This is a genomic window from Epibacterium sp. MM17-32 (genome assembly GCF_022348205.1).
Lineage (GTDB): Bacteria > Pseudomonadota > Alphaproteobacteria > Rhodobacterales > Rhodobacteraceae > Epibacterium.
In genome coordinates, this window is the sequence record NZ_JAKRFC010000007.1 from 99,203 (window position 1) to 124,448 (window position 25,246).

The window sequence follows — 25,246 nt, forward strand, 5'->3', positions numbered from 1 at the left end:
CCCGAAGGAGGGATCGTCAGAGCAGCCGGTTCAAATAAGTGCCATAGCTGTTTTTCTTGAACAAGTCCACCCGCTCTGCCAGCGCGTCCCGGCTGATCCAGCCCGCATGATAGGCGATTTCCTCCAGACAACCGGTCTGCAGGCCCTGACGCTCGTGCAAGGTGCGAACAAAATTGCCCGCATCCAGAAGGCTGCCATGGGTGCCGGTGTCAAGCCAGGCATAGCCGCGCCCCATGGTTTCGACCGAGAGGGTGCCGTCGTCGAGATACATCTGCAAAAGATCGGTGATCTCCAGCTCGCCCCGAGCGGAGGGCTGGACCTCCTTGGCACGTTGCGGCGCCGTGCCATCCAGAAAATAGAGCCCCGTTACCGCGTAATTCGACGGCGGCACTTCGGGTTTTTCAATGATCTGCTGCGCCCGCCCTTCGCCATCAAAGGAGACCACGCCGTAGCGCTCGGGATCGGAGACGTGATAGCCAAAGACAGTGCCGCCCACCTCCTTGGCATCCGCCGCCGCCAGAAGGCTCGGCAACCCATGGCCAAAAAAGACGTTATCGCCCAGCACCAGCGCCGAAGGCGCGCCCGCGAGGAACTCTTCGGCCAGAATAAAGGCCTGCGCCAGACCATCGGGGCTGGGTTGCTCCACATAGGTCAGGCTGACGCCCCACTGGCTGCCATCGCCCAAGAGGCGCCTGAACTGATCGGCGTCCTGCGGCGTGGTGATAACGCAGATCTCGCGAATACCTGCAAGCATCAGCACCGAGATCGGATAATAGATCATCGGCTTATCATAAAGCGGCAGGAGCTGCTTTGAGACAGCCATGGTGATCGGATAAAGCCGGGTGCCGGAGCCTCCGGCGAGAATAATACCTTTGCGCTGCGTCACTCTGCGAGCTCCTTTAAAATATCCTGCAAACCGCTGCGCCAATCGGGCTGCGGGATGCCAAAAACAGTCTCTAACGTGGTGCAATCCAGCCGTGAGTTCAGTGGCCGTACCGCCGGGGTTGGATAGTCAGATGTGGGGATGTCCGCCACCTCGCAGGCCAGACCGCTTTGGGCAAAGATCTCTGCAGCAAAGCCTGCCCAGCTGACATATGGCGCGCCCTGCAGGTGGTAGATGCCGGATTTTGCAGGCTCCGCACGCAGCTGCCCTGCCATCTCGACACAGGCCCGTGCGATGTCACGCGCTGGCGTTGGCGCGCCGATCTGATCGCCGACAATCGTCAAGCGATCCCGTTCCGCACCAAGGCGCAGCATGGTCTTAACGAAGTTATTGCCATGGGCCGAGACCACCCAAGAGGTGCGCAGGATCGCATAAGTCCCGCCCGCCGCGATCACCGCCTCTTCGCCTGCGCGTTTGCTGCGGCCATAGGCATTGGGCGGCGCCACCGGATCATCCGTCTGCCACGCCGCCGTGCCACTGCCCGCAAAGACATAATCGGTCGAGATATGGACAAAGGGAATACCCGCCTGCACGCAGGCCGCCGCCATCGCACCGGGGGCCGCCCCGTTGATAATAGTGGCCAGTTCTTCCTCAGATTCGGCCTTATCAACCGCCGTATAGGCGGCGGCATTGATCACCGCCTGCGGGCTGATCTCCCGAATGAGCGCAGCACAAGCCCCGGGGTCCGACAGATCCGCACGCGCACGCCCCACAGAGATCACCCCCTCATAGCGCGTCAATTCCCGCGCCACTTGCCCGGTTGCGCCAAACACAAGGATGCTCATATCCGCCCCTTCTTCATCTTTTCCCAAATACCTCCGCCGGAGGCCCCTGCCCGCACGGGCAGGCTCTTATGCCTTTACGCCCAGACGCTCACCCACGCCCTTGCGGGACTGAAGTGCGCGCCACCAGTCCTCATTGTCGAGATACCATTGCACGGTTTTCGCCAGACCTTCCTCGACGGTCACCGAAGGCCGCCAGCCCAGCTCCTCGCGGATACGGGTGGGATCGATCGCATAGCGCGCATCATGGCCCGGACGATCGGTCACAAAGGTGATCTGCTCTTTATAGGAGGCCCCGTCGCCGCGCGGGCGCTTGTCATCAAGGATCGCACAGAGTGTTTCGACCAGCTCAAGGTTGGTGCGCTCATTCTCGCCGCCCACATTATAACTGCGCCCGTTTTCGCCCTTCTGCAACACCAGCAACAGCGCATCTGCGTGATCTTCCACATAGAGCCAGTCGCGAATGTTGGAGCCATCGCCATAGATCGGCAGGGCCTTACCGGCGAGCGCATTCAAAATCACCACCGGGATGAGTTTTTCCGGGAAGTGAAAGGGGCCGTAGTTGTTGGAGCAATTGGTCAGCACCACCGGCAGCCCATAGGTCTCATGCCAGGCGCGCACCAGATGATCGCTCGAGGCTTTGGAGGCCGAATAGGGCGAGCGCGGATCATAGGCGGTCTCTTCCGTGAACATCACCGATTTATCCGCCGGCAAACTGCCATAGACCTCATCGGTCGAGATATGATGAAAGCGGAAATGGGCGGGCTTTCCAACCGCCACCCAGAATTTGCGCGCGGCTTCGAGCATGTTGAAAGTGCCGGTCACATTGGTCTCGATAAAATCACCGGGCCCATCAATCGAGCGGTCCACATGGCTCTCGGCGGCCAGATGCATCACCGCATCCGGCGCGTGCAGCGCAAAGATCCGATCCAATGCGGCACGGTCGCGGATGTCGGCCTGCTCAAACGCATAGCGCGGGCTCTCGGAGACACTGGCGACATTGTCCAGACAGGCCGCATAGGTCAGCGCATCCAGATTGACCACCTCATGGCCCGCCGCGATCGCCTGGCGCACCACCGCAGAGCCGATAAAACCCGCGCCCCCCGTCACCAATATCTTCATATGTCCCGCTCCTCGCCTCGTGATGCTGTTTCATGCTCGGCCAGCCACGTGACCGGGGCTTTGTGTCTTATGGCCTGGATCGACCCCGCGCTGCAACGCGTCCAAAGGGTTTGTTGCGCAATCGGAAGAAGTGGCTTTCGTAGTAGCGAAAGCTCACCTCCGCAAGCGCCAGCGTGCCGCCCCAATACAGCAGGATGAAAGCGATGCTGTCCTGTGCCAGGTCCAGAACGCCGGCTCCGATCGTCACTACATGTAGCACCATGAGGTGCAGCAGATAGATGCCGTAGCTTACGGTTCCGATGCGGGCCAGCGGGCGCAAACGAAGCAATGGATGAAGCCAGCCTTCTTCGTGCAGGACCAGGGTTGCGAGCCAAGTGGTCATGGCTAGATGCACCAGAAAATAGGGCCAACCGGCCAGGACCTGTGGCAAGAGGCCAAACAGTAGCAATAACAGCATCAGCAGGCAAAGCAGCGCAGCGACGGGCGCGCAGAACAAGCGCCACAGCATCGCGAACCCGCGTGGCTGATGCAGCATCAGAGCCAAACCCGCGCCCATCAGAAGCGGTGCGTAGGTGGCATCCGGAAGATGCACGTGCAGGGGCCCCCAGGAAAACGCACGGATGCCAAAGATCTCCAGTGCTCCGGTCACCGCGACAACATTCACAAGCACACCGAGGCCGAGGGCCCAGCCCCAGAGACGTTGCGGAAGGCAGATCATCGCCAGGGGCCAGATCAGATAGAACTGCTCCTCCATCGACAGGGACCAGGTGGGATAGAGCGTTGGAATGTGATCGGTGAGAAAATTGGCGAAAAACAGATAATAGGCGGGCCAGAGCTGGAGCGTTTCGGCATGGCCGCGCCAGAACAGGAAATAGGATCCGGCGAGCGTCACCACCAGATAGTAAAGCGGCAGGATGCGCAGGGCGCGTCGCCAGAAGAACCCGCGCAGCGAAATCGTCCCGTCCCGATCCCGCTCCCGAAGGAGCAATGTGGTAATCAAGAAACCGGAGATCACAAAAAACAGGTCTACCCCGAGAAACCCCCGGGACCAAGGTCCACTGTCCTGCGCCAATGCGCTGTGATGGATCAGAACCGCCAGGATCGCCAGCGCCCGCAAGCCGTCGAGCGCCCCAAAGCGGGTCCGCTCCAGATAGGCGCGATGGGCTTGGGACGCGGTCAGGGCTTGCATGGGATCAGAAGGTGAAGGGGGTTTGGAACTCTGCCAGCGCCGGTGCGGCTGTGTCCTTCTCAGACAGGATCGGCTGGCCGGAAAACCCCCAGTCGATGCCGCAGCTGTCCCAGCGCACGGCACCGTCACATTCGGGCGCGTAGTAGTCGGTGCATTTATAGATGATCTCGGTCATCGGCGCGCGGGTGATAAACCCGTGCAGGAATCCTTTGGGCACCAGCATCTGTCGCCCGTTCTCCGCCGTCAGCTCAACCCCGACCCAGTCTCCGTAGGTGGGAGAGCCCTTGCGGATGTCGACCACTACATCAAACAACGCGCCCTGACCGCAGCGTACCAGTTTGTCCTGGGCATGGGGCGGGGCCTGAAAATGCAGGCCGCGAATGGTGCCGACCTCGGCCGACATGGAGTGATTGTCCTGCACGAAGTTCAGATCGATCCCATGCGCTTCCATCCGCTTGCGGTTCCAGCTCTCGGAAAAGAACCCGCGGGCATCGCCAAAGCGCTGCGGGGTGATAATCTTCACGCCCGGGAGGGCCGTGTCTTCAATCTGCATCCAGTGATCTCGCTCTTTGGCTTTGGGCGTTCTTGTGCTGCGACATTGAGGCGGATACCGGTTGCAACGAGGGCGGGGCCATTTTTCGTGCGCACGGTGCGTCTGCGGCAGGGTGATTTGAGTTGTATCAGAATTGTTGGGTCTCTCAAGAGAGGTGATAAGACCCCTCAACATGCCGGTCAGGGCATTGCAGCAGATGCACACTCCGCGCGCGCCCCCTGTCACGCGGCTTTGATTGTATCGAGAACACTGCCGATCATTGCGCCGTGGCACGTCCGTGTACCACTATGCTGCGGGCGCGGGATCGGCGCAGTATCGGCGCGGTGGTCACAGAACAAAGGACGATGATAATGAGCCAGTATACCCAAATTTCCGGTTTGTCCGGGGGCGGCGCGACATGCGATCTGCGCAGCGATACGGTCACCCGTCCCGATGCCGGCATGCGTGCGGCCATGGCGGAGGCAGAGGTTGGCGATGACGTCTACGGAGAAGATCCAACGCTCAACCGTTTGGAGCAGAGCCTGGCGGAACGGGCGGGCAAGGATGCGGCCTTGTTCTTGCCGACGGGAACCCAAAGCAACCTCGTCGCCATGCTGGCCCATTGCGGGCGCGGTGAGGAGGTGATCTCCGGGCGCGATTATCACGTGTACAAATATGAGGCAGGCGGTGCCTCGGCGTTGGGTGGGATTATTCTTGATCCGCTGAAGGTCTCTGCGGATGGCGGGTTGGAACCTGCTGATATCGCCGCTGCGGTTAAAGAAGATGACTCGCACCATCCGATGTCGCGGCTGTTGTCATTGGAAAACACTCATAACGGCAAGGCAGTGTCGCTCGCACGCCTTGATGCCTGTATCGCCCCGGCCCGCGAGGCGGGATTGTCGGTGCATCTGGATGGAGCACGGGTGTTTAACGCGGTGACAGAACTGGGGTGTGATCTGGCTGAGATTGCCAAACGCTTTGACAGTGTTTCCATCTGCCTGTCCAAAGGGCTCGGGGCACCTGTCGGTTCTGTACTGGTGGGGCCGAAGGATCTGATCACGCGGGCGCGCCGTTTACGCAAAATGGTGGGCGGCGGCATGCGTCAGGCCGGTGTACTGGCAGCGGCGGGGCTTTATGCGCTGGATCACAATGTGACCCGGCTTGCTGAGGATCATGCAAGGGCAGCCGCGCTCGCTGAAACCCTGCGCGCATTGGGGGCAGGTGCCGTCGATCACAATACCAACATGGTCTTCTTCACCCCCGCCGAAGGTGACAACGCGGCGCTGGGCGTGGCCCTGGCCAAAGCGGGTGTGGTCCTCTCTGCCGGAGGCACCGGTGCCATCCGCATGGTGCTGCACAAGGACGTCACCAGCGAGGGGTTTGATGCGACCCTTGCCGCGCTCAAATCCTATTATAACTAAGGTTTAGTACGAGGCGGGGGGCCCTCCCGCCCCCGATCCAAGCAGCAATAGCTGCTTTGCTCGGCGTTGGGCCCGGCGCCGCGCCAAAGGCGCGGCGGGTCACGCCTGACGCTGAGCGACGTGTTACTGCCGCCAGCGAGATCTCAGGACCTATAGGTTCGCGTGGGCTTTTTTGAGATCCGCGCGCGCCTGAAGAAATGGTCCAGCACCGTAACTCAGCCTGGATGCTCCAAGTGCGGTGGCTGCATTGATCACGCGCAGATCTCCGATCATCATAAGGTTCACAGGATCGGTGGCGCTTTCGACGATTTGCGCGATCAGATCGGGCGCTGTCAGCCCCGGTACAAAAAAGCAGTTGGCCCCGGCCTCTGCATAAGCAGCCTGACGTTGGAGGGCGTCCGGGATCTTGCCCGGGTGTGTCGCGGGGGCGGTGCCGAAAAAGAGATCGGTGCGGGCGTTGATAAAGAGCGGCACGCCCTCCTCGTCAGCGACAGCTCTGATGGTCCTGATCCGCTCCGCCTGGGTGGCTATCGCATGCAGCCCCGCGCCATTGAGCACTCGGTCCTCAAAATTGATCCCCACGGCCCCGGCGCGGATGATTTTGCGGGTGTTTTCGGCAAGCGCGGCAGGGGGGGGAGGCATAGCCGCCTTCGAAATCCACAGAGACAGGAACTGAAACAGTGGCGCAGATACGCTCGACAATTCGCAGTACGAAATCCAGCGTGATGGATTCGCCATCCTCATACCCATGTGCTGCGGCCATCGCCCAACTTCCGGTTGCAACCGCTGGCACGCCTTCTTCGGCGAGCACCTTGGCAACGGCTGTATCCCAGCTGTTGTAGAGCAAAAGCGGATCGCCCTGCCTGTGCAACTCCGCGAAACGGATGGCTTTCTCAGCTTACGACATGGCGGTTTCCTTTCTTTGTTCTGCTGCGCAGCGCATTCCCATGCGAGAGCAAGCGTCCACAGGATCAGCCCGTTGGATAGCACAGGAAGAAAACCGCGCCGCCGGAGAACGGGCGTGTATTCAAGGTTTTGGAGTGTCGTGCGTCCCACGCCCGGCAGGCGCGCGCGGCTCCTCAAATGTACGTTTGAGAGGGTTAAATCTCTTTGCGCGCCCGAAGGGCTGCAGAGATCGTGCCATCGTCGAGATAGTCCAACTCGCCCCCGATCGGCACGCCCTGCGCCAGCGATGTTAGCTTGACGCGACCCTCAAGCTGATCGGCGATGTAATGCGCGGTGGTCTGCCCGTCGATGGTGGCATTGAGCGCGAGGATCACCTCGTTCACGCCTTCCGTCGCCACACGGTCCACAAGTCGCGGAATGCGCAGATCTTCTGGCCCCACGGCATCCAGTGCGGACAGCGTGCCGCCCAGAACGTGATAGCGGCCCTTGAACACGCCCGCGCGCTCCATCGCCCAGAGGTCCGCCACATCCTCGACCACACAGAGTTCGCCATTGGCGCGTGTCTCATCCGCGCAGAGCGCACAGATGTCGCTGGTGCCGACATTGCCGCAGTTCAGGCATTCGCGCGCGGTCTCTGCCACGCGACCCATGGCGTCGGCCAAGGGGGTCAGAACCAGCGCACGCTTGCGGATCAGGTGCAGTACAGCCCGGCGCGCGGAGCGCGGGCCAAGCCCCGGCAGCTTGGCCATCAATGCGATCAATGCCTCGATATCACTGTTGTCCTGCGCCGTCATGGTGCCGTCCTGTTCTGCTTCTGTTCAACTAGGCCGCATCGCACCCAGAAGTGCAAGCCCTGCCTGCCCATTCTGCGCGCGCCACCGCGACGACATGAAAAAAGGCGACCCTTGGGCCGCCTGATCTCCGCATGTCACCTGCCTCAGAACGGCAGTTTCATGTCCTTGGGCAGGCCGAGGCCTTCGGTCAGCCTGGTCATCTCTTCCTGCGCGCGTTCCGCCGCTTTGGCTTGCGCGTCTTTCACGGCGGCAAGGATCAGGTCCTCGACCACTTCCTTGTCGTCGCCGTTAAAGATCGACGGATCGATGTCGAGCGACTTCAGATCACCCTTGGCGCTGGCGGTGGCCTTGACCAGACCTGCACCCGCTTCGCCCACGACCATGATGTTGTGCAGCTCTTCCTGCATCTCGCCCATCTTGGACTGCATTTCCTGGGCTTTTTTCATCATCCCGGCCATATCGCCGAGGCCACCTAGGCCTTTGAACATATCCTATCACTCCTGATGTCAGGTTTATCCTGTTAGATACGTGCGCGCCCTCGTGCAGGCAAGGGCAAAGCAGGATTGGATCCGCCGTGAACATGCCCACAGGGCGCTATTCACCCGATACGGGTGCAAAACCGTTGCTGATAAGCGTCTGGGGTGAGGCCGGTCATTGATGGGCTCGCAGAAGCCTATCCAGGACAGGGTTTATTCCTCAAACGGATCCCACTCGTCCTCGACCTCTGGCAGGGCCTCGGCCTGAACTTCAGCGGCCAGTTCTTCCTGCGTGCGGATTTTGGTGATCTTCGCCTTGGGGAAATTCTGGAGCACCGCCTGCACCAGGGGGTGCGCAGAGGCTTCTGCACGCAGGGCGTTTTCGGCAGCGTCACGCAATTCCGCAATCGTTGGCGCATCACCATCTGGCGCGATGGAGACGACCCAGCGGCTTCCGGTCCAGTTTTGCAAGGCAGTACCGATGCGGGCAGCGAGGTCCTGCGGTGCATTTGCGGTCGGGGTGAACGTGATGCGGCCCGGTTGATACGACACCAGCCGCACGCCGCCCTCGACCTCGACCAGCAGCTTCACATCGCGGTGTTTGCGGATCAGTTCGATCACATGTTCAAAACTCGGATAGCGCGCCAAGGCGCTGTCCACTCGCGGCGCAAGTGCTGCCACGTGCCCGCCACCTGTCGACATGGTGTGCCCACCATTGGGGCCACCGCCGGGGGCGCCCTGCGGCGGGGCGGAGGCGTAAGCCGGAGCCCCGCCTCCCCCGCCCGCCGCAGGCGACCCCATGCCTTGCATGGGGTGTCCCCCACCCGGACCACCTGGGTGTGGCGGCGGGGGTGTGTCCTGCAGTTTGCGCACCAGTTCCTCGGGCGAGGGCAGATCGGCCACATGGGTCAGGCGGATGACAGCCATCTCTGCCGCCATCATCGCATTTGGGGCGGCGGCGACTTCCTCGAGCGCCTTGAGCAGCATCTGCCACATGCGCGTCAGCACCCGCATCGGCAGGCGGCTGGCCATATCCTGTCCACGGGCGCGCTCATCCGGGCTGATGGTCGGATCTTCTGCCGCATCGGGGGTGATCTTTACCACCGACACCCAATGGGTGATCTCGGCCAGATCGCGCAGCACCGCCATCGGGTCAGCGCCCTCGGCATATTGACCGGACAGTTCCGTCAGGGCCGCCGCCGCATCGCCGCGCAGGATCATATCCATCAGATCCAGCACCCGGCCCCGGTCCGCAAGACCGAGCATCGCGCGCACCTGATCCGCTGTGGTCTCCCCCGCACCATGACTGATCGCCTGATCCAGCAGCGAGGTCGCATCCCGAGCGGATCCTTCCGCCGCGCGGGTAATCAGCGCCAGCGCATCTTCGGCGATCTCAGCCTTTTCATTGGTGGCGATCCGGCGCAGCAGATCGATCATCACCTCCGGCTCGATCCGGCGCAGGTCAAACCGCTGACAGCGCGACAATACCGTCACCGGCACCTTGCGGATTTCGGTGGTCGCCAAGATGAACTTTGTGAAGTGGCGGGGTTCCTCAAGAGTCTTGAGAAGAGCGTTGAAAGACGATGACGACAGCATGTGAACTTCGTCAATAATGAAAATCTTGTAACGAGCACTCTGTGGCGCAGTATTTGCCATATGCAATATCTCTCGCATATGATCCACACCGGTATTCGTCGCTGCGTCCATTTCTAAGACATCAATGAACTGGCCTTCCGATATCCTTTTACAATGTTCGCATTTGCCGCAGGGCTCCGTGGTCGGGCCGCCCTGACCGTCTTCCCCGATGCAGTTCATGCCCTTGGCGATGATCCGCGCGGTGGTGGTTTTGCCGGTGCCGCGAATACCCGTCATAATGAAGGCCTGCGCAATGCGATCCGCGGCAAAGGCGTTCTTCAGCGTGCGCACCATCGCGTCCTGCCCGACCAGATCGGCAAAGGTCTCGGGCCGGTACTTGCGTGCCAGAACCTGATATTGTCCGCCTTGCGGTGCGCTGGAGGTCTCGGGGCTGTGCTCGCTCATGAGGGCCTTTCGGGTGGTCTTCTGGGGCGCATCGCCGGATTCGCAGCCCGCGCCAATGGTCTTGTGCAAACTAAGGTCGGTTGGCGGCTTCGTCCACCACTGTTGCGGCGCAGGACGAGGGAGACTCTGCAAAAAAGGCTACCGATCCGTCGGTTGCCGAGTCTATGATGCAGCAACGCCTGTTGCGCGCGGACAAGCGCGCCGCTTCCGGGGGAAGGTAAATGGTGAGTGTTTCCGATTTGCAGCCGCAAGAGGCTGCGCAAACCCTGTCTCTTCACGCCCTGTCCATTGGTGAGGGTATCCTGGCGCTCAGTCAGGCGCCCGGCGCTGGCGGGGACTACCCCGGAGACCTGCGTTTGATACGAGAGTGGCGGGCCTCGATCGTGGTGACGCTCACCACAAGGGTGGAGCAGGTCATTCTCGGAACCGAAACGCTGGGCTGTGATATTCAGGGCCTCGGCAGTCGTTGGTTTCATCTGCCGATCGAGGACTACCAGACGCCTACAACGGATCAGCAGGAGCGTTGGACGGACATCAGCGGGCTGTGTCGGCAGGCTCTGTCCGGTGGCGGACGCGTGCTGGTGCATTGCCGGGGCGGCTGCGGACGGTCAGGCATGGTGGCCTTGCGCTTGATGATCGAAAGCGGGGAACGGCCCGACGCCGCGCTCCATCGTCTGCGTTTGGTGCGCCCCTGCGCGATCGAGACCGACGCCCAGATCGCTTGGGCCTACGGCCCGCGCCGCACAGCGCCGCCAGCGTCCGGCTAAGCTGCGATCTGTGAGCCAGTTCGGCAGACGGCAGAAACGCAAAACCCCGCCGATGGCGGGGCAATGCAAAGTGAGAGGTTGGACATCGACCCAAGCGGGGCTCGTTGTGGCTGCTTCCTTCCGGACCTGACCAGGTTGGCGAGGCGCTTGCCCGCGCCAACCTCTCGAATCCCGATATAGGCAAGTGACGAAGGGATGACAACCCGCAGGCGCGGGTTTCCTGCCCCTCAGGAAGGGATCAGAGCGACAGTGTCAGCGCGAGAAAACCGCTGTTCAGCATGCGTGCTGTCTGGGCGACCTGGGGTGGCAGCTCATGCAGCCTGGCCCGTGCGCCGGGGCCGGTCAAGGCGACCGCTTCGACTCCAAGGCCAGAGGCAAAACGCCAGGGGTACGGGGCGGCGGACAGGGGGTCTTCGGGCAGGAGGCCGGTCACATAGGCGGTCACGGCCTCTCGCACCAGCTGTCGCGCCAGAGGGAGCGACGCGGCTCCGTCCAGCATGTGAAAATTGCCGCCGCCGCTGCTGCGGTAACTGTTCAGTCCGACCGCGAACCGCTGTGTGTCGCACAGGGGGGTGCCCTGCCAGCGCAGATTGCGGATACGCCCCGGCCCGTCGTGGCGCCGCCGTCCGGCAGCGTCAAACCATGCGGGGGCGGTGGGATCGATTTCGTATTCGAGGCCAAACAGCACATCGAAATTATGACCGGCGCGATCCGGATCCACCAGCGGCATCGCCGGTGCCGCTGGGGTCAGCTGGCTGAAGAACCCGGCGGACATCTCCAACCAGTCCCGCACCTGGCGTCCAGTAACGATGCAGCATCGCAATTCGTTGGGGTAGATATAGAGATCCGCGACGTGGCGCCGGGACATCGGACCGGCGGGCACATCGGTGTAGTTGTCGGGTCCTGCACGACCGCCGAATTTGGCCGGGGCCACAGCCGACAACAGGGGCAGGTCGCAAAAGGCGGATTCCGCCAGCACCGGACGGATTGCGGCAGCCTGCGCCGCAGCGGTCAGCGCCAATGCCCGATCCTGTCCGAAAAATGTGAAATAGGAATGCTGCGCATCCGATGCACAGCCGACCGGCTTGGCCATTTCAGCGCGGGTGTGAGCGTGGGCCGGAGCAAGGACGTCGACCAGGCCGGGGTCCTCCGGGGCGAGGGGGTGCACGCCCTGCGACGTGCGGGTGCCCACCGCACGGAGTTCACAGTGGGAGCGAACGATTTTCCAGCCTTCGTTTTCCTGCACCAGATCCAGATCGATCACCCCGAGATGCGAGCCCCCGAAGCCGGGCATGACCACCGGCACGTCAAGAGCCTCTTGCGGGCCTTGCGGAGCGGGCAGTAACAGATGCGTATGCCCCCCCACCGCCGCGTCGAGCCCGGGCAGGGCGCTGATCGGGCGCAGCGCATTCTCCATCCCGGGGCTGGCTTCGGCCGCGCCCAGCCCGGTGTGAGCCAGCGCGATGACCACATCTGCACCTGCGGCGCGCAGATCGCTGATGCAATGACGCGCGCAGTCCACCATGTCTTCGATCTCGACCCGCCCCGCGAGGTGATCTGCGTCCCACATCATTGTTTGAGGCGGCAGAACCGAAAACAGGCCGACGCGCACCGGAGGCTGATCGGCGCCGGCAATCTGGCAGGTCAGCACCAGGCTGCGCTTAATTGGCAACTCCAACGATGGATCCAGCGCGCGCAGGTTGGAGCACAGAGCCGGGCAGGGGAGGGCATCCAGCGCATGTGACAGCGCATCAAGGCCGAAGTTGAACTCGTGATTGCCCAGTCCCACCGCATCATATCGCAATTCGGCAAAGGCAAGAATTGCCGGAGGAACGATGCCTGCCTGCCCGGCGGCGGTCTCCGCCAGGGGGGTGCCTTGCAACCAGTCGCCATTGTCCAGCAACAGTGTGGCGCCGCCCATCGCGTCGGTTTCGCTGCGGGCACGGGCAATCAGGCTTGCGGTGCGGCTCAGGCCAAAGGCCGGGTTGGACGAATCCGCGTAATAATCATGGCTGAGCAGGTTGCTGTGCACGTCGGTTGTGGCCAGTACCCGCAACCGGCCTGCCACCTGATCCGTGCCATGGCTGGCATGGTGCATTGCATCCATGCCTTTGTCTGAACCTGTCATCACGTGCCGTTCTTCGCCCATCGCTTCCCCCGCTGCTCCGGCTGCTCGACCGGTGTGTCCGCAGGGGGGTGCGAATTCGTTAACGCCGAGAAAAACAGGCTTGTGCAACAGGCGGAACCCTCCAGTTCAGCTTTTTGCGAGAAAATGTGAACCGTGGCATTTTTGCTTGAGTCGCCGTCGGGAATGCGGCATCGCCTGTCTGCATACCGATGGTTCAAAGTCGGTCATCCCCTGCCGAACAGGGCGCAGGCGGATACTCAACAACGGGGCAGGACGATGATGAAACGGGCGGAACAGGTCACATTTGGTGGCAGTGGGCTGGATCGCGCGGCGCATGTCCGCGGTGATGCTCATGTGCTGGAACGCCTGTGGTCCGCACCCGCAAGTCGGGTGCTTCTGCTGTGGCAGGGCAAGCCACTTTGCCTGCAGAATACGCCGGACTCCGCCCCCGAAGGACTGGCGCTTGTGTCTACCAGCCATCCGCTGGTGGCCTCTCGTCGCGAGACCGCGCTGTTTCTGGGGGGCGCCGACGCGTCAAGCTGCGATGCGGTCGGGGAAGCGGAGGGCCCAGACGCGGGATATTTCGCCGTCGATCTGCAGGACTGGTCACCGGACGAAATCGAAGCGACCACCCTTGGCACATTCCTTGATCCCAGTCTCCAGCATCATCCGGAGTTGCCGCGGAACCATGTCTTTGCGGAATTGCGCGCGGTGATGACGCAGCTGACCCCGCGGGAGGCGGAGCTGGCCGCGACCGCAAAGGCGCTGCTGGGCTGGCACGCCACCCATGGTTTCTGTGCCTGCTGCGGTGCGCCGAGCCGGATCGAGCAGGCTGGCTGGCAGCGGCGATGCCCGGAGTGCGGTGCACCGCATTTCCCGCGTACCGATCCGGTGGTCATCATGCTGATTACACGTGGGGATCGCGTGTTGCTGGGGCGGTCTCCGGGCTGGCCAGACGGCATGTATTCTCTGCTGGCAGGCTTTGTTGAACCCGGAGAGACGCTTGAGGCCGCCGTGCGCCGCGAGGTGTTGGAGGAATCCGGCATCGAGGTTGGTCCGGTCAGCTACCTGGCCAGTCAGCCCTGGGCCTTTCCGATGTCCCTGATGTTGGGCTGCCACGGTGAGGCGCTGAGCAGCGACATCGTGATTGACCCCAGCGAAATCGAAGATGCGCTTTGGCTGACCCGGCAAGAGGTCATGGATATGATCTCGGGGCAGCACCCGAAGGTGCAGAAACCGCGCAAGGGGGCGATTGCCGGTTTTCTCTTGGAAAACTGGGTTGCGGATACACTCGGGTAACGGACATGATCTATTGTGACCTCGACGGCGATCCGCCCGCAGCGCGGATGTGATGAGTAAACTGTGACGGAGCAGGCGCAGCATGCATTTCGAAACCAAGGAAGACATCGATTGCTCGATCGAGCAGGCCTTTGCTGCCATTACAGATTTCGAGGCGTTCGAGCGATCCGCCATCCGGCGTGGGGCCGAGGTTCAGCGCATCGGTGAGGTGGCCGCCCCTGCGCCCGGGCTTGCCTGGGAGGTGGCCTTTGTGTTTCGCGGCAGCCAGCGCCAGATGACGGTTTCTCTGCAGGAACACGACAGGCCAAATGCGATTGCCGTGCTGGCCAAGGGGAATGGCATGAGCGGGACCATGCGGGTGGAACTGTTGGCCCTGTCGCCGCGCCGCACGCGGATGACCGTGCGGGTTGATCTGACACCCAAGACACTTGCGGCACGTTTGCTGATCCAGTCTCTGAAACTCGCCCGCAACAAGCTGAACCGGAAGTTCCGCCAGCGCGTGGCCGAGTTCGCCAAAACCACCGAAGAACGGTTGGCACAGTCGGCCTGAGCGCTTGGCCTGAACGCTTGGCTTGATCGCGGATTCGCAAAACCGGGTGCTATCTGCTCTGTCGCATTGCCGGAAACAGTCCAAGCTGATCCTGTTGGGACGCACGGGCCCGATCTCTGTTTGGGTATGCAGAGGCTGCGCTGATCTGCGGTATTCAGGAGTGTCGAGGGGGGGGCGCGCGCCTCGACAATAGTCAAGTTTCCATAAAATTATTAGACTTATATCTATTTTTTCAAAGACTTGCGCGGGTCATCAGCCTCACTTGTTAACAATCCTGTGCGAGGGTGGGCTCACGACCTATCTGAGCCAAGGATTGTTCAATGTATCGCTTGTTGGACTGCATCACGCAGGAACACAACTATGGTCTTGTCGCCGTTGCAGCCCTGATCTGCGTTGTCGGGTCCGTGCTTTCCACGCATATGTCCGCTCGGCTGACCGAATGGCGGGGCAAGCGACGGCTTGTGCAGTTGCCGCTGGCGGGGCTGATCACCGGCGCCACGATCTGGTCCACGCATTTCATTGCCATGCTGGCCTATGAACCCGGCTACGATCACGGATACGAGCCTGTGATGACGGGGGTGTCGCTGGTGGTCGGCGTGCTTGGCGCGTTTGCCGCCAACGCCGGGCTTGCCTTTGCCCGGGGGGCCTCCGCACCGATCATGGCCGGGGCGATCTTTGGCATGACGGTATCTGCGATGCACTACACCGGGATGAGTGCCTATTTGCTGCCGGGAAACATTATCTGGCACATCGGGACAGTGACCGCGTCCGTCGGCATCGGCGCGGGCCTCGGAGCGCTGAGTTATGGCCTGATCGCACGTCGTAGCGGTGGTCTTGGCGGCCGCGCGTGGCCGGCGCTGGTCATGGTGCTGGCGATCTGTCTGATGCATTTTACCGGCATGAGCGCGATCGATGTCCGGCTGGACTCTGCGGTCGTGGTGCCGCCACAGACGATTTCCGACACGGCGATGGCGATGCTGATCTTTGCGGTGACTGCCATCATCCTGCTGATTGCCATCGCCTCGGCCAGTATCGAGGTCAATCTGGAGGGGGAGACTCGGACCCAGCTCGATCATGCGGCGCAGCATGATCCGCTGACCGGCATGCCCAATCGCATGTGGCTGACCCGCAGGCTGGATGCGCTGAAGCTCCGCCTGCAGGAGAACGAAACAACCCGCGTCGCGGTCCTGACCGTGGACCTCAACCTCTTCAAGGAGGTGAATGATGTCTATGGCCATGCCGTCGGCGATGCGGTGCTGACACGCGTGGCCCTGCGTCTGATCTCGCAGCAGGGAGAGGATGAATATGTCACCCGCGTCGGCGGCGACGAGTTTGTCGCCATCAAGGAGGGGTTTCGCCGTATCGAGGAAGTGCTGAGCTTTGCCGAGCGGTTGCACGCAGCGATTGTCGAACCCATTGACCTCGAAGAAGTGTCTCTGCGTGTCGGCGCCGCCATCGGTGTCGCAACCACGCTGGAGGATGGGCGCGATCCGTCGGAACTGCTGCACAAGTCAGACGTGGCGATGTACCGCGCGAAATCGGAACCGGACGCGTCGATTTGCCTGTTCAACGAGGAGATGGACCGTCGCAGCCGCGACAGGACGCAGATGGTACATGACTTGCGCCTGGCGCTTCAGCGTGACGAGTTCGAACTGGTCTATCAGTTGCAAAATGCGCTTGATACGCTGGCGCCGGTGGGGTTCGAGGTCCTGCTGCGCTGGAACCACCCGACGCGGGGCCGCGTGTCCCCGGTCGAGTTTATCCCGGTGGCCGAGGAAACGGGGCTCATTCGCGAAATCGGGCAATGGGTGCTGCGGGAGGCCTGCCGCGAGGCTGCCGGATGGGACCGCCCCTATAGCGTTGCCGTCAATGTTGCGCCGCAGCAGCTGGTCCAGCCGTCCTTTGTCGAGGATGTCATGGATATCCTGATGGCGACAGGACTTTCACCGGACCGGCTGGAACTGGAAATCACCGAAGCCAGTATTATCGACGATCAGGCGCATACGCTGAAGGTGATGCACAAGCTCAAGTCGGTCGGGATTCGCATTGCGATGGATGATTTTGGCACCGGCTATTCCTCGCTTGCCACGCTTCAGGCCTTTCCCTTCGACAAGATCAAGATCGACCGGAGTTTCGTGCGCGATGTGCATAAGGATGCGCAACGCGCCGCCATCGTCCGTTCGACGCTGCTGCTGGGTGCGGCGCTGGACATTCCCGTGCTGGCCGAGGGGGTCGAAGTGGAGGACGAGCTGCGATTCCTGCGCGGTGAAAGCTGCGCGTCGGTCCAGGGGTATTATTTCGGCATGCCGATGAACCGGGACAACATGCGTCTGATCGCGTGCGCAGACGAGGCCGACGGGGAGAGCGGCGCCACAAGCGTGGCCTGACCCGGCCATCGGGGGGCATCGCTACAGTGCGATGCGGTGCCCCGGCTGGCCAGCGCCAGTGCTCAGCGCTTGCGATCCGCAGGGTATACGCCGAGAATCTCGACGTTGGTGGTGAAATAGGCCAGTTCATCCATCGCGAGACGCACATTGTCATCTTCCGGGTGGCCGTCGATATCCGCATAGAATTGTGTCGCGGTGAAAGAGCCGTTGACCATGTAGCTTTCCAGCTTGGTCATGTTGACGCCATTGGTGGCAAAGCCCCCCATCGCCTTGTAAAGCGCGGCGGGGATGTTGCGCACCTGAAAGACAAAGCTGGTGATCATGCCGTTGTCGCCGCGTCGGCTCAGATCCGGTTCGCGTGCCATGGTCAGGAAGCGGGTGGTGTTGTTGCCCTGATCCTCGATGTGGCGCGCCAGCGTGTTCAGCCCGTAGATCTCGCCTGCCAGTTCCGAGGCCAGGGCCGCGTGCGTGATGTCGCCGCGTTCGGCGACTTCGCGCGCAGCGCGGGCATTGTCGGGGCTGACGCGGCCCCGGATGTCATGCGTGCGCAGGAAGCTGGCGCATTGCGGCAGTAGCACCAGATGCGAATGGGCCTCTTTCACATCTGCAAGCGTCGCGCCCGGCACCGCCAGCAGGTTGATATGCACCCGGACAAAGGCCTCGTCGATGATCTTCAGCCCGGAATGGGGCAGCAGCCGGTGAATATCGGCCACCCGCCCATAGGTCGTGTTCTCCACCGGCAGCATCGCAAGCTCCGCTGCGCCGGACCGGACCGCCTCGATCGCATCCTCAAAACCGCGGCAGGGCAGCACCTCCATGTCGGGGCGCTTGTTGCGGCACGCCTCATGGCTGTAGGAGCCGAGTTCGCCCTGGATTGCGATTTTTTGGGTCATAGCTGCGTCATCTTTGCAAAAACTTGGGGAAATGGTCGTTTAGTCGCGGTGTCTATACCTTGCCAGTTGATAGGGGAAGCCTTAGACAGCCTGCAAGACAGCTGAAATGGACTCGCTATCATGTTTGACACGATGACACTCACCAAAGCGACCGCAGGTTTCTGCGGTGCGTTCCTTGTTTTCCTTCTGGGCAAATGGGTTGCTGAGGAACTTTACCATGTCGATGCACACGGCGAAGCGTCCTATGTCATCGAAGTGGCCGACGCCGGTGGCGCAAGCGATGAGCCCGAGGTGGATTTTGCCACGTTGATGGCCGAGGCCGACGTGGACAAAGGCGCCAAGGTCTTCCGCAAGTGTACCGCCTGCCACAAGGTTGATGGGACCGATGCAACCGGCCCCCATCTCGATGGCGTGGTTGGTCGTGAGATCGCGTCGGTGGGTGGCTTCGGCTACTCCGGCGCGCTGGCTGCGATCGAAGGCGCGTGGACACCGGAGGAGTTGAACGAATTCCTCACCAAACCCTCTGCCTATGCCTCCGGCACCACCATGTCGTTTGCGGGCCTGAAGAAGGTCGGCGACCGCGTGGACCTGATTGCCTATCTGGAAAGTCTCGGCAACTGATCGGCTCAGCCCACTGATCGGCCCAGTCCCCCGATCATTCCCGAACCATTCACAAAGGGCCGCAGCCTGCGCTGCGGCCCTTTGGCATATGTGGTGCTGTCCTGCGATCATCCAGCATCCAGCATCCAGCGCCCTGATTTTGTACTTTTGCCCGGCGTGGGGCGCTCCGGCCCCCCGGATCGGCGGGGATCGGTTGTCAATTCGGCGCGAGGCGGCAATCTCGGCTTGAAAACAACAGGCTCCGACATTTAGCTTCGAAGGCAGCAGAAAAAGACACCGGTGACCGCCCGACAGATGCGCGGCGGTTCGGGATTGTGTCGGATAAGAAGGGTTTAGGCAGATGACGAACAGACGCGCGCGTGTGATGGCAAAGGTGGCTGCAATTTCCCCCATCGTATCCAGGCCCAGATCCTTTGCCAGCGCCATGCTGTTGTCCTCCGCCGCTCTGCTGGCCTCGGTTCTCGCAGCGCAGGGCGCAGAGGACGGCAATGTGACCACCAGCCACGGATATTCCTTCTATGGGAATTTGGACTACCCAGCTGATTTCGAGCACTTCGATTACGTGAACCCGGATGCGCCCAAGGGAGGGGAGTTGTCCGTGCCCTTCATCGGCACGCTGGACAGTATGAACCCCTATTCCGGCAAGGGGCGCGCACATGCCTTTTCCGTCTACCCCTACGAAAGCCTGCTTGCGGATGCCGCGCCTGCGGACAAATATGGCCAGTCCTACTGCCTGCTGTGCAAAACCGTGGAATATCCGGAAGACAAGAGCTGGGTCATTTTCCATATGCGGCCCGAAGCACGGTTCTCTGATGGCACTCCGGTTACGGCGCATGACATCGCGTTCAGCCACAATCTGCTGCTGGACCAGGGGTTGCAGTCCTATGCCGATTTTGTGCGCAAGCTGATCCCCAAGGTCGAAGTCATCGATGACCACACCATCAAATTCTATTTTGCCGACGGCGTGTCCCGCCGCAGCCTAGTCGAACAGGTGGGCGGGGTGCCTGCCTGGTCGAAGAAATGGTTCGAAGAGACCGGTCAGAAACTCAACGAGAACTGGATCGAGGGGCCTCCGGGCTCTGGCCCCTATGTGATCGACCAAATTGATCTGTCGCGCCGCATCGTCCTGAAACGCAATCCCGATTACTGGGGCAAGGACCTGCCCGTTAATCAGGGGCGGCATAACTTTGATGCGCTGCGGGTTGAGATCTTTGCCGATGACACCGCCGCCTTTGAGGCGTTCAAGGCGGGCGAGTACACATTCCGTGCCGAGGGTGACAGCAAGAAATGGGCCAGCGGCTATGACTTCCCCAAGGTTGATAGCGGCGCGGTAAAGCTCGAAGAACTGCCCAATGGTGCACCGCCCGCGGCCTCCGGTATTGTGTTCAATCTGGCATCCCCCAAGCTTCAGGACCGCCGTGTCCGCGAGGCGCTGGCATTGGCGTTCAATTTTGAGTGGTCCAATGAAAGCCTGCTCTACGGCTTGTTCGAACGTCGGGCGTCCTTCACCCAGAACTCGCCCCTGATGGCGACGGGCACCCCCGAAGGAGCGGAGCGGGAGTTCCTGGAAAGCCTCGGTGATCTGGTGCCGCCAGAGATGCTGAACGAAGAGGTCTATGTCCCGGCTACATCTGATCCGGCCCGATTGTTTGATCGCCGGAATGCACGCAAGGCGGCTGCGCTTCTGGAGGAGGCGGGCTATGTCGTGGGCAGCGACGGCAAGCGGGTTACTCCTGATGGCGCGCCGTTCGAACTCGATTTCCTGTTCTCCTCCTCCTCTTCGCCCACAACACGCGGGGTGATGGAGAATTTTGTCGACAACCTTGATAACCTTGGCGTCGCCGTCAATTTCGAGGTTGTCGATACCGCGCAATACACCAGCCGCGAGCGGGATCGGGACTACGATCTGGTTGTCGACCGCTACACGACCTTCCTTGGCACCGGGACTGGGTTGGAGCAGCGGTTCGGGTCCGAGGCATCGGCCTATTCGCTGTTCAACCCGGCCGGGCTGGCGTCGCCGCTGGTGGATGAGATCATCGCAAAATCTCTGCGGGCAGAAACCCGCGAGGAAGAAGTTGCAATCATGACCGCGCTCGACCGCGCCTTGCGGCATGAGTTCATCATGATCCCGCTGTGGTACAACCCGAACCATTGGGCGGCCTATTACGACCAATACGAACACCCGGCGGAAATCCCTCCCTACAGCCTCGGGTATCTGGACTTCTGGTGGTATAACGAGGACAAGGCCAAGGCGCTGCGCGATGCAGGCGCGCTGAGGTAAATCCCCGATGCTCAACTATATTCTACGGCGCCTCTTGCTGGTGATCCCGACCCTGATCGGGATCATGGTGGTGAATTTCGCGCTGGTGCAATTTGTTCCCGGTGGGCCGGTCGAACAGATGATCGCCCGTCTTGAGGGCGGCGGCGACGTCTTTGGCGGCTTTGCCGGTGCCACAAACGATGGCGGCGCTGAAACCGTGGGCCAAGCCGAGAGCCAGTATGCCGGCGCGCGCGGTCTGCCGCCCGAGTTCATCGAAGAGCTGGAGCGGGAGTTCGGCTTTGACAAACCGCCGCTGGAGCGGTTCCTCAACATGATGTGGAACTATATGCGGCTCGATTTTGGCGAGAGCTACTTCCGCAACATAGGCGTGATCGATCTGGTGCTGGAGAAAATGCCGGTGTCAATCTCGCTTGGCCTGTGGTCAACTCTGATCGCCTATATGATCTCGATCCCGCTTGGGGTGAAGAAAGCGCTGCGCGATGGCAGCAGCTTTGACAGTTGGACCAGTGGCGTGATCATCGCGGCCTATGCAATCCCGGGCTTCTTGTTTGCGATCCTGTTGCTGGTGCTCTTGGCCGGGGGCTCATACTGGCAGATTTTCCCGCTGCGGGGTCTCACATCCGAGAATTGGGAAGAGCTGAGCCTTCTGGGCAAAATCGGCGATTATTTCTGGCACATCACCTTGCCGGTGGTGGCCTCGACCATTTCGGCCTTTGCGACGCTGACCCTGCTGACCAAGAACTCCTTTCTGGATGAGATCAAGAAACAGTATGTGATGACCGCGCGGGCCAAGGGGCTCACGGAGAACCGGGTGCTGTACGGGCATGTGTTCCGCAATGCGATGCTGATCGTGATCGCAGGGTTTCCGGGCGTGTTTATCTCGATCTTCTTCACCGGCAGCCTGATCATCGAGACGATCTTCTCGCTGGACGGTCTGGGGCGGCTCGGGTTTGAGGCCGCAGTGGCACGCGATTACCCTATTGTTTTTGGAACGCTTTTCATCTTCGGGCTGATGGGCCTAGTGGTGGGGATCTTGTCTGACATCATGTATGTGCTGGTCGATCCGCGCATCGATTTTGAAAAGCGGGAGGGGTGATCCGATGGCACTGTCTCCGCTGAACCAACGTCGCTGGAACAACTTCAAGCGCAACCGCCGGGCCCTCTGGTCGCTCAGGATCTTTTTGGTTCTGTTTGGCCTGTCGCTGTTTGCGGATGTGCTGGCCAACGACAAACCGATCCTGGTGAACTATCGCGGCGAGTATTTTACTCCGATCTGGAACTTCTATCCGGAGACCGCCTTTGGAGGTGATTTCCAGACCGAGGCCGTCTATCGCGACCCGGAAGTGAAATGCCTGATCGCGTCCGGCGGCAGTCTGGATTGTTTCGACGATCCGGATGGCATCATTGCCGAGATTGACGCGGGCACCTATGCGGGAGAGGATTTTGTCGAAGGCTGGTCGCTCTGGCCGCCGATCCCCTACAGCTTCGACACGCCAGTGGATCGCTCCGGGGCCGCGCCGCTGCCGCCCAACGGACAGAACTGGTTGGGCACCGATGATACCAAACGCGACGTGCTGGCGCGGGTCATCTATGGCTTCCGGCTTTCGATCGTCTTCACCCTCGTGGTCACGATCGCCGCAAGCCTGATCGGGATTGTCGCGGGCGCTGTGCAGGGGTTCTTTGGCGGCTGGATCGACTTGATCTTCCAGCGCGTGATCGAGATCTGGTCCGCAACGCCATCGCTGTATGTCATCATCATCATGTTTGCGATCCTGGGGCGTAGTTTCTGGCTCCTGGTATTTTTGATGATCCTGTTCAGCTGGACGGCGCTTGTGGGCGTGGTGCGCGCAGAGTTTCTACGGGCGCGCAACCTCGAATATGTGCGCGCGGCCAAGGCGCTTGGCGTGGGCAACGTCACCATCATGTTCCGCCATATGCTGCCCAATGCCATGGTGGCGACACTCACCATGCTGCCGTTCATCGTGACGGGCACCATCGGCACCTTGGCGAGCCTTGATTTCCTCGGCTTTGGCCTGCCGTCTTCTGCGCCATCGCTGGGCGAGATGACCCTGCAAGCCAAACAGAACCTGCAAGCGCCGTGGCTTGCCTTCACCGCCTTCTTTACCTTTGCAATCATGCTCTCGCTTCTGGTCTTCATCTTTGAAGGCGTGCGGGACGCGTTTGACCCGAGAAAGACCTTTTCATGAGCCATGCAGACATGAGGATTGAAAAACGCGCGACCTCTCGCCAGAGCGGGTCGCACCAATGACGCAATCTCCCATTCTTCAGGTCAAGGACCTTCGCGTTGCCTTTCGCCAAGACGGTCAGCTCACCGAGGCGGTGAAGGGCGTGTCCTTCACGGTGTCGCGCGGTGAAACGGTTGCTCTGGTGGGCGAGTCGGGGTCTGGCAAATCGGTTTCCGCACTGTCCACGGTTCAATTGCTGGGCGACAGCGCACAGGTCTCCGGCTCCGTCACCTATGATGGGCAGGAAATGATCGGCGCAGATGAACGCACCCTGCGACGGGTGCGCGGCAATGATATTTCCTTCATCTTCCAAGAGCCGATGACCTCGCTCAACCCGTTGCACAGCATTGAAAAACAGCTGGGCGAGGCGCTTGACCTGCATCAGGGCGTAATGGGCGAAGATGCGCGCGGGCGCATTCTGGACCTGTTGAACAAGGTCGGCATCCGCGACGCCGAAACCCGGCTTGGTGCCTACCCACATCAGCTCTCGGGTGGGCAACGTCAGCGGGTGATGATCGCGATGGCGCTTGCCAATAAGCCAGACGTGCTGATTGCGGACGAGCCCACCACGGCGCTTGATGTGACCATTCAGGCGCAGATTCTCGACCTTCTGGCGGATCTGAAATCAAGCGAAGGCATGGGGCTTTTGTTCATCACTCATGATCTGTCGATCGTGCGCCGCATCGCTGATCGGGTCTGCGTGATGAAATCCGGCGAGATCGTCGAAGAAGGCCCCACGGCAGAGCTGTTTTCTGATCCTAAACATCCCTATACGCAGAAACTGCTGGCCGCCGAGCCGTCCGGCAGGCCGGGGCCGGTCCCTGAGAATGCGGAGGAGCTTGTCGCGGCAACCGACCTCAAGGTCTGGTTCCCGATCCAGCGCGGCCTGCTCAAACGCACGGTTGGCCATGTGAAGGCCGTGAACCCGATGTCGCTTTCGGTGCGCGCCGGGGAAACCCTCGGCATTGTCGGGGAATCCGGTTCTGGCAAAACCACGATGGCGCTGGCGATCATGCGTCTGATCGCCTCCGAGGGCGAAGTGCGTTTTCAGGGTCAGGATCTGCGCAAATGGTCCACGCGCGAGTTGCGCCGCCTGCGCAAGGACATGCAGATCGTGTTTCAGGATCCCTTTGGATCGCTGTCACCGCGGATGACCTGTCAGCAGATCATCGCCGAAGGCCTGGCCATCCACGAGGTCGACCAGCACCGCAAACCACGCGAACTGGTGGCGGAGGTGATGGAGGAGGTCGGCCTCGACCCCGCCGCCATGGATCGCTACCCGCATGAGTTTTCCGGCGGACAACGCCAGCGTATAGCGATTGCCCGCGCCATGGTACTGCGCCCGAAACTGGTGGTGCTGGACGAGCCCACATCGGCGCTTGATATGACGGTTCAAGTGCAGATCGTTGACCTGCTGCGCGACCTACAGGCCCGCTACGGGCTGGCCTATCTCTTCATCAGCCACGATCTCAATGTCGTACGCGCCATGTCGCATGAGATCCTGGTGATGAAGGCGGGCGACATCGTCGAACATGGCGCCGCGGATGAGGTGTTTACCAAGCCGAAACAGGACTACACGCGACATCTACTCTCCGCCGTCACATTGGACGGTCACCCGTAGGCTCAGGACTCAAAACAGAAAATAACAAGCGCTACGAGTGCGATGGCGGAGGAGAGAGTTTTGGGGCACCGGTAGTATCTGGTTGCGACACGTCGTCGATCTTTGAGCCGGTCAAGCATTATGCCGGTGTGGTTGCGGTGTTTGTAGCGACGCTTGTGATGCTTTAGCGATGTTTTGCGCTGCTTCCGACCGGGGGTACAGGCGCGTGTCCCTCTATTGTGCAGGGCTTCGCGGAACTAGTCGGCGTG

Annotated in this window: 22 protein-coding genes, 1 other RNA gene and 1 pseudogene; 10 read left to right on the forward strand and 14 right to left on the reverse strand. The window is 61.3% G+C overall.

Annotation, left to right across the window (positions count from 1 at the left end):
- Positions 1-16 precede the first annotated feature (16 nt).
- From rfbA to rfbC, 5 genes are all read right to left on the reverse strand, one after another.
- Positions 17-886 (reverse strand): glucose-1-phosphate thymidylyltransferase RfbA, encoded by an 870-nt coding sequence (rfbA, locus tag MHM88_RS12935; RefSeq protein ID WP_239365729.1) that lies wholly within the window; start codon positions 884-886, stop codon positions 17-19.
- Complete coding sequence (gene rfbD, locus MHM88_RS12940; RefSeq protein WP_239365732.1) at positions 883-1,728, reverse strand: dTDP-4-dehydrorhamnose reductase; 846 nt, start codon at positions 1,726-1,728, stop codon at positions 883-885. Before rfbD ends, rfbA begins: the two co-directional genes overlap by 4 nt.
- A gap of 66 nt (positions 1,729-1,794) precedes the next feature.
- On the reverse strand, positions 1,795-2,847 hold the full coding sequence (gene rfbB, locus MHM88_RS12945) for a dTDP-glucose 4,6-dehydratase (RefSeq protein WP_239365734.1): 1,053 nt from the start codon (positions 2,845-2,847) through the stop codon (positions 1,795-1,797).
- Between the two features lie 67 nt (positions 2,848-2,914).
- The gene (locus MHM88_RS12950; protein ID WP_239365737.1) at positions 2,915-4,036 is read right to left on the reverse strand and encodes an acyltransferase; all 1,122 of its coding nucleotides are present in this window, start codon (positions 4,034-4,036) and stop codon (positions 2,915-2,917) included.
- Between the two features lie 4 nt (positions 4,037-4,040).
- A complete protein-coding gene (rfbC, locus tag MHM88_RS12955; RefSeq protein ID WP_239365739.1) occupies positions 4,041-4,589 on the reverse strand; it encodes a dTDP-4-dehydrorhamnose 3,5-epimerase in 549 nt (182 codons plus the stop codon).
- A gap of 350 nt (positions 4,590-4,939) precedes the next feature.
- On the opposite strand from rfbC, the gene ltaE reads away from it, so the two are divergent.
- On the forward strand, positions 4,940-5,989 hold the full coding sequence (gene ltaE / locus MHM88_RS12960) for a low-specificity L-threonine aldolase (RefSeq protein ID WP_239365741.1): 1,050 nt from the start codon (positions 4,940-4,942) through the stop codon (positions 5,987-5,989).
- Between the two features lie 150 nt (positions 5,990-6,139).
- Here ltaE and MHM88_RS12965 read toward each other — a convergent pair whose 3' ends face one another.
- The 5 genes from MHM88_RS12965 to MHM88_RS12980 all read right to left on the reverse strand — a co-directional run bounded on the left by MHM88_RS12965 (position 6,140) and on the right by MHM88_RS12980 (position 10,205).
- Positions 6,140-6,631, reverse strand: a complete 492-nt coding sequence (locus MHM88_RS12965; protein ID WP_255734627.1) for an isocitrate lyase/phosphoenolpyruvate mutase family protein — start codon at positions 6,629-6,631, stop codon at positions 6,140-6,142.
- Positions 6,555-6,860, reverse strand: coding sequence for an isocitrate lyase/phosphoenolpyruvate mutase family protein (locus MHM88_RS23125; RefSeq protein WP_370687485.1), 306 nt, complete (start codon positions 6,858-6,860; stop codon positions 6,555-6,557). Before MHM88_RS23125 ends, MHM88_RS12965 begins: the two co-directional genes overlap by 77 nt.
- A 229-nt stretch (positions 6,861-7,089) precedes the next feature.
- Positions 7,090-7,689, reverse strand: coding sequence for a recombination mediator RecR (gene recR / locus MHM88_RS12970; protein ID WP_239365746.1), 600 nt, complete (start codon positions 7,687-7,689; stop codon positions 7,090-7,092).
- 143 nt (positions 7,690-7,832) lie between these two features.
- A complete protein-coding gene (locus MHM88_RS12975; protein ID WP_239322495.1) occupies positions 7,833-8,177 on the reverse strand; it encodes a YbaB/EbfC family nucleoid-associated protein in 345 nt (114 codons plus the stop codon).
- Between the two features lie 201 nt (positions 8,178-8,378).
- A complete protein-coding gene (locus MHM88_RS12980) occupies positions 8,379-10,205 on the reverse strand; it encodes a DNA polymerase III subunit gamma/tau (RefSeq protein WP_239365748.1) in 1,827 nt (608 codons plus the stop codon).
- Positions 10,206-10,426: 221 nt separating this feature from the next.
- Here MHM88_RS12980 and MHM88_RS12985 point away from each other — a divergent pair, with 221 nt between their 5' ends.
- Entirely contained in the window at positions 10,427-10,972 is a 546-nt protein-coding gene (locus MHM88_RS12985) for a protein-tyrosine phosphatase family protein (protein WP_239365750.1), read from the forward strand.
- Between the two features lie 68 nt (positions 10,973-11,040).
- Here MHM88_RS12985 and ffs read toward each other — a convergent pair.
- Positions 11,041-11,139: signal recognition particle sRNA small type (gene ffs, locus MHM88_RS12990), an RNA gene on the reverse strand.
- A 71-nt stretch (positions 11,140-11,210) separates the two neighbouring features.
- Complete coding sequence (locus MHM88_RS12995) at positions 11,211-13,100, reverse strand: 5'-nucleotidase C-terminal domain-containing protein (protein WP_239365752.1); 1,890 nt, start codon at positions 13,098-13,100, stop codon at positions 11,211-11,213.
- Positions 13,101-13,379: 279 nt separating this feature from the next.
- Here MHM88_RS12995 and nudC point away from each other — a divergent pair, with 279 nt between their 5' ends.
- The 3 genes from nudC to MHM88_RS13010 all read left to right on the forward strand — a co-directional run bounded on the left by nudC (position 13,380) and on the right by MHM88_RS13010 (position 17,336).
- The gene (nudC, locus tag MHM88_RS13000; protein ID WP_239366029.1) at positions 13,380-14,399 is read left to right on the forward strand and encodes an NAD(+) diphosphatase; all 1,020 of its coding nucleotides are present in this window, start codon (positions 13,380-13,382) and stop codon (positions 14,397-14,399) included.
- 82 nt (positions 14,400-14,481) lie between these two features.
- Complete coding sequence (locus MHM88_RS13005) at positions 14,482-14,949, forward strand: SRPBCC family protein (protein ID WP_239365754.1); 468 nt, start codon at positions 14,482-14,484, stop codon at positions 14,947-14,949.
- Between the two features lie 320 nt (positions 14,950-15,269).
- Positions 15,270-17,336: a bifunctional diguanylate cyclase/phosphodiesterase gene (locus MHM88_RS13010; protein ID WP_239322500.1), complete on the forward strand. Its 2,067-nt coding sequence runs from the start codon at positions 15,270-15,272 to the stop codon at positions 17,334-17,336.
- A 62-nt stretch (positions 17,337-17,398) separates the two neighbouring features.
- On the opposite strand, the gene MHM88_RS13015 is transcribed toward MHM88_RS13010, so the two are convergent.
- On the reverse strand, positions 17,399-18,229 hold the full coding sequence (locus tag MHM88_RS13015) for a prephenate dehydratase (protein ID WP_239322501.1): 831 nt from the start codon (positions 18,227-18,229) through the stop codon (positions 17,399-17,401).
- A gap of 120 nt (positions 18,230-18,349) precedes the next feature.
- Between MHM88_RS13015 and MHM88_RS13020 the strand changes: the two genes are divergently transcribed.
- From MHM88_RS13020 to MHM88_RS13040, 5 genes are all read left to right on the forward strand, one after another.
- Complete coding sequence (locus MHM88_RS13020; RefSeq protein ID WP_239365756.1) at positions 18,350-18,850, forward strand: cytochrome c family protein; 501 nt, start codon at positions 18,350-18,352, stop codon at positions 18,848-18,850.
- Between the two features lie 340 nt (positions 18,851-19,190).
- Positions 19,191-21,131 carry an extracellular solute-binding protein gene (locus MHM88_RS13025; protein WP_239365761.1) on the forward strand — a complete coding sequence of 647 codons (1,941 nt, stop codon included), beginning with the start codon at positions 19,191-19,193 and terminating at the stop codon, positions 21,129-21,131.
- A gap of 7 nt (positions 21,132-21,138) precedes the next feature.
- Positions 21,139-22,227: a microcin C ABC transporter permease YejB gene (locus tag MHM88_RS13030; RefSeq protein ID WP_239322504.1), complete on the forward strand. Its 1,089-nt coding sequence runs from the start codon at positions 21,139-21,141 to the stop codon at positions 22,225-22,227.
- A 4-nt stretch (positions 22,228-22,231) separates the two neighbouring features.
- Entirely contained in the window at positions 22,232-23,338 is a 1,107-nt protein-coding gene (locus MHM88_RS13035) for an ABC transporter permease (protein WP_239365764.1), read from the forward strand.
- A 58-nt stretch (positions 23,339-23,396) separates the two neighbouring features.
- Entirely contained in the window at positions 23,397-24,998 is a 1,602-nt protein-coding gene (locus MHM88_RS13040; protein WP_239365767.1) for an ABC transporter ATP-binding protein, read from the forward strand.
- Positions 24,999-25,000: 2 nt separating this feature from the next.
- On the opposite strand, the pseudogene MHM88_RS13045 reads toward MHM88_RS13040, so the two are convergent.
- A pseudogene (locus tag MHM88_RS13045) lies at positions 25,001-25,234 on the reverse strand (transposase); the annotation flags it as partial.
- Between the last annotated feature and the right edge of the window lie 12 nt (positions 25,235-25,246).